Source organism: candidate division WOR-3 bacterium (assembly GCA_029858255.1).
Taxonomy (GTDB): Bacteria; Hydrothermota; Tepidihabitantia; order SM23-42; family SM23-42; genus SM23-42.
The window spans coordinates 1-3,898 of the sequence record JAOUFJ010000068.1 but is presented as its reverse complement, the minus strand read 5'-3'; the positions used below and the strand labels follow the sequence as shown (position 1 = coordinate 3,898).

General features: G+C 46.4%; 5 protein-coding genes. 1 reads left to right on the top strand and 4 read right to left on the bottom strand.

All coding sequences use genetic code 11. From position 1 onward, the window contains the following. Positions 1 to 99: 99 nt before the first annotated feature. The 3 genes from OEV79_12420 to OEV79_12410 all read right to left on the bottom strand — a co-directional run bounded on the left by OEV79_12420 (position 100) and on the right by OEV79_12410 (position 1,826). Positions 100 to 252 carry a hypothetical protein gene (locus tag OEV79_12420; GenBank protein ID MDH4212240.1) on the bottom strand — a complete coding sequence of 51 codons (153 nt, stop codon included), beginning with the start codon at positions 250 to 252 and terminating at the stop codon, positions 100 to 102. Between the two features lie 201 nt (positions 253 to 453). Further along, complete coding sequence (locus OEV79_12415) at positions 454 to 927, bottom strand: hypothetical protein (protein ID MDH4212239.1); 474 nt, start codon at positions 925 to 927, stop codon at positions 454 to 456. A gap of 191 nt (positions 928 to 1,118) precedes the next feature. Next, on the bottom strand, positions 1,119 to 1,826 hold the full coding sequence (locus OEV79_12410) for a DUF1003 domain-containing protein (GenBank protein MDH4212238.1): 708 nt from the start codon (positions 1,824 to 1,826) through the stop codon (positions 1,119 to 1,121). A gap of 126 nt (positions 1,827 to 1,952) precedes the next feature. Between OEV79_12410 and OEV79_12405 the strand changes: the two genes are divergently transcribed. Further along, on the top strand, positions 1,953 to 3,230 hold the full coding sequence (locus OEV79_12405) for an MFS transporter (protein MDH4212237.1): 1,278 nt from the start codon (positions 1,953 to 1,955) through the stop codon (positions 3,228 to 3,230). A gap of 71 nt (positions 3,231 to 3,301) precedes the next feature. Here the strand turns inward: OEV79_12405 and OEV79_12400 are convergent, their stop codons facing one another. After that, positions 3,302 to 3,505 carry a cold shock domain-containing protein gene (locus OEV79_12400; protein MDH4212236.1) on the bottom strand — a complete coding sequence of 68 codons (204 nt, stop codon included), beginning with the start codon at positions 3,503 to 3,505 and terminating at the stop codon, positions 3,302 to 3,304. Positions 3,506 to 3,898: the final 393 nt, after the last annotated feature.

Below are 3,898 nucleotides of genomic sequence, written 5' to 3'. Positions count from 1 at the left end.
ACAACAATAACTTCACTCCTATCCTCCTGTAATACATTATACTATTCATAAGACATCGGGTCAATGCGCGGTTTCTTCCCATTCCAGGTACACTGCGGATCACCACGCCATCGGGATGAATAGTATTGCCATAAAGACCCAGGCGTGCCAGAACCGGAACGTGCCAGCCGACAAGAAGAAGAGCAGCCCCATTACCACGGCGCCAGTCCCGAATCTGATCAGCACTAGCCCTATGAGTCTGGACCTCGGCATCGTTTTCATGATATCCTCCTTAGCTACTTAAGAATTACTCTAAAAAGGGGACAGAATCACTGCGTCAAACACAGACCAGAAATGGCCACTCGACACCGGGGAATAACACGCTCAATCCAGTTTCTTAGTCTGATAATGATAACTGGATACAGACCGCGTGTTGTCGCTGCTATTCAGTCACTGCCGGTCAGGAAGATGTCCTCATCTCAAGGTCGCAACCCAATCGCCGACATAGTGGGTGAGGATGATAACCACAATTGTCAACACCGCGTGCTCAAGCACGATATGGGAAACCTTTCTTTTCTGCGATCGTGCAAGGTAGATGCTGAAGATTGTTATTAGAAACATCCCCCACAAAATACAGACAATTATTGCGGTATTCAGTTCAAACACAAGAATCGGCACGAGGAACGTGAGCGCAAATACGAATTTGGACAGGAAAGTCGATATGGTAGATTCCCAAATTTCGCCGGCCGAATGTTTATCCTCTGCCTCTTCGGAGATGTGAATCCCCATGGCGTCGGATAGCGCGTCGGCAATCGCGATCACAAGAACTCCTCCGATCACGAATATTTTAGAGTGCGTGCTTGAGTGAAGGCCAACAATCAACCCGAGCGTTGTGATTATCCCCGAGACCAGACCAAAGCTGAAACCGACAGTGAATGAGTGTTTCAAAACCATTGCGAATTATAGTCAAGTTAGCCTAAATAACAAGCACAAAGTTCGTGCTGATACTATTGTTTCTGTTTATTGATTGAATGCACGCTGGACAACATACCTCACTGAATAGAACCGCTGTCCTTCTGTATGGCGATCGTAACCCAGAATACCGAAATCTGGATCCGTGAATCTCGCCTACAGTACCATTAACGAGACGGTTTCCGTGTGATCTCGCTCATCAACTCCATCTGTATCTCTTGAATTTCCAGCAGCCTCTGCCATTGGTTCACGAGCATATGATCCATCTTTTCATGCAAATGACGGATCTCCAACTCTGCCTTGAGGTTCACGACGTAGTCGTGTTCCGAGCGTAAGCGGTCTTTTGCCTCCTGACGATTCTGACTCATCATTATGATCGGTGCCTGGATCGCCGCCAGACAAGAAAGCACAAGATTCAGCAGGATAAAGGGATACGGATCGAACGGTCTAAAGATCAAGAGGTATGAATTCAACATGATCCAGACCGCCAGTACTCCAAAGAAGATAGTAATAAAGCGCCAGCTCCCTGCATACTCAGCAAGATGATCAGCCATGCGTTCACCAAGCGTCCGTTTTCCTTCAAATTCAGCGTTGATATTCTTCGAAAGCAATTCCTCTTCCTTGAGGCTGTCCATTACCTTTTTCTCCAATGCTGACAGTTCACCTTTTTCTGTCTCAAGCACTTCCTTGACGTATTCCGCCCGGAATCGATTGAGATCCGACATGCAAATAAAGCCATCCGAAGACCAGTCAGGATATGTTCTCTTTATCAGGTTAACCAGCGGCTCGCGCACGAGCTCCGCAGGCACTAACTCGCTGCGGTTCTTCGGACTCTTACAAATCTGGCAGATAGCATCCTTCTGTTGTTTCAGCATGATCGTTTCTCCTTCTTGAATACAGACTAACTGATAAATAATTTTAGGACTTCTAACCGGCTTGTCAATACCATTATATTTAAATACAATCAATTGATTATTTCCTCAAAATACCTATAATAGCATGTGCCTCAGGATGAATCCCGGGTAATATTTACCAGCGTCGAGACAATGCCCGAACCAACGGGCAGATTTCCTAAAATGGTCGCGGCGCTTCACCACCATAACTTTCGGCTGTTCTGGTTTGGCCAGATGATTTCCCTGGTCGGAACATGGATGCAGAATGTTGCCCGTGGCTGGCTCGTCCTTCAAATGACCAATTCTCCATTTCTGCTTGGTTTAGTATCAATGCTTGGAACACTACCGGTTTTGTTTATCGCACCCTTTGGCGGTGTTCTGGCCGACAAGTTGAACAAGAGAACGGTTGTTATTACCACGCAAATCACCGCGATGTTACTGGCATTTGCCCTCGCGACACTTATTCTCACCAAGCATGTACAATACTGGCATATCGTTGTGCTCGCATCGATACTTGGTGTAACCATGGCGATCGATGCTCCCACCCGGCAATCATTTATAGTTGAAATGGTCGGTAAGAAAGACCTGCTCAACGCCATTGCTCTTAATTCCTCCATTTTCAACCTGGCGCGCATCCTTGGCCCTGCCCTGGCCGGGCTGATCATTAGCGCGATCGGCATTGTTCTCTGTTTCTACGTCAATGGCATAAGTTACCTGGCGGTCATTGCCGGTCTCTTTATGATGAAAGGTAATTTCAGTCCGAAAAAAAAGAATAACACTCACGTATTAAGAGACATCAGGGATGGGTTCGGTTATGCCCGGCGGGACAAAAACATTATATCATTGATCACACTTGTCGCTCTCTCGAGCATATTCATCATGCCATACGCGATGCTCATGCCCGTATTTGCGCGCGATATATTGCAGGTTGGAGCAAAAGGGTTAGGGATCCTGCTTGCATCAGCCGGTGTCGGCGCCTTGGTCGGCGCACTTACACTCGCTTTTTTGAGTGATTACCGGAAAAAAGGCAGATTCGTAATGGCCGGAACAACGACTTTCGTCACCGCTACCGTACTATTTTCGTTATCGAACGACTATCACATATCGCTGCTGCTACTACTATTCATTGGTTGGGGCATGGTGATGCAGAATGCTTCGATCAACAGTCTGTTACAGACGATCGCGCCTGACCACCTGCGCGGTAGGATCATGAGTCTCTACGTACTGTTCTTCATGGGCATGATGCCTTTTGGAAGTTTTCAGGCCGGATTCATTGCTGACCATCTCGGTGCTCAGATGGCATTGAGGATCGGCGGTATTATTGTTGCGTGCGTAACCGTGTTTCTCTTTACCAGCAATAGGGGCCTCGTCAACCTAGAAGGTTGATCTGTCGTATCTTGGTCACATAATGAAAAAGCCCCCGTTAGGGGGCTTTTTCCCATTCGTGTTAGTACACGTTATGCAAGTTCGACATTCGAAGCTTTCGGCCCTTTGGGGGATTGAGTTATTTCAAACTTTACTCTTTCGCCTTCATTAAGGGATCGATAACCTTCGCCCGCTATGTCGCCATAGTGGACAAATACGTCACCGGTTCCGTCTTCTTTCTCGATGAAACCATAGCCTTTTCTGCCATCGAACCATTTGACTTTTCCGTAAGTCATATTTCTCCTTTCAAGTCTTTATTTATTGAGGGGATCGAGAATATGAGTATTCTACGGAACCATCAACAAACTAAATGACTTAGCTTAAGAATTATTATATATAAACAATACCGAATGTCAATAGAGATGTTCATGCCAAGTGACGTCTGGCGGTGAACGGTAACGAAGCACTAAATCCGAAACACTAAATAATACCAAAATCACAATCATCAAAACGGTTAACAGGAGCATAATCTGGTTCTCGACTCCGCTCGAACAGTATTATGGGTCATCTCTATACGAATGCTTTTTCACCTTATTCTTCGAGCGAGCGCAGCGAGTCGAGAAGTGTAGTTGCCTCCGCGTTCTCGAGCGTGATCAACGGGTATAACGATACTAACGATAATAACGAGA

Bases quoted from the DNA above. Each gene is read 5' to 3' on its own strand.
- OEV79_12400 (MDH4212236.1), bottom strand. From the start codon at position 3,505: ATGACTTACGGAAAAGTCAAATGGTTCGATGGCAGAAAAGGCTATGGT.
- OEV79_12410 (MDH4212238.1), bottom strand. From the start codon at position 1,826: ATGCTGAAACAACAGAAGGATGCTATCTGCCAGATTTGTAAGAGTCCG.
- OEV79_12420 (MDH4212240.1), bottom strand. From the start codon at position 252: ATGCCGAGGTCCAGACTCATAGGGCTAGTGCTGATCAGATTCGGGACT.